Raw genomic sequence first — 343 nt, 5'->3', positions numbered from 1 at the left:
AGCTCTATCATCCTGGCGCGAAGAGAATTGCGCGAAGCACCTTAGCAAGACTCAACGAAGAACAGCCCGCCAGCCTGTATCAGCAATTGTTCACACAGCTGCTTCAGCGCTGTGAAAACTCTAAAACTGCACATAAATTTAGATTCAAAAATCCACTGTATTCACTAGATGCCAGTCATATTGATCTTTCACTGTCATTGTGCGCATGGGCAAAAGTACATGAATCCAAAGCCAGTATTAAACTCAGTGTTGGCTTAAATCACAGCAATACCATTCCTGAATTTGTAGCGCTTGGGGATGGTATTGAAAATGATATGGTGCAAGGCAGAGCATTTAAATTTCC

Annotated in this window: 1 pseudogene; it reads left to right on the top strand. The window is 42.6% G+C overall.

What is annotated here, in order from left to right:
* A pseudogene (locus tag ACOSDR_RS20260) lies at positions 1–343 on the top strand (IS4 family transposase); the annotation flags it as partial.

Source organism: Hwanghaeella sp. 1Z406 (assembly GCF_048892425.1).
Taxonomy (GTDB): Bacteria; Pseudomonadota; Alphaproteobacteria; order UBA8366; family Aestuariispiraceae; genus Pacificispira.
Note: the sequence above shows the minus strand (reverse complement) of the source record. Positions and strands in the feature narration are given on the sequence as shown.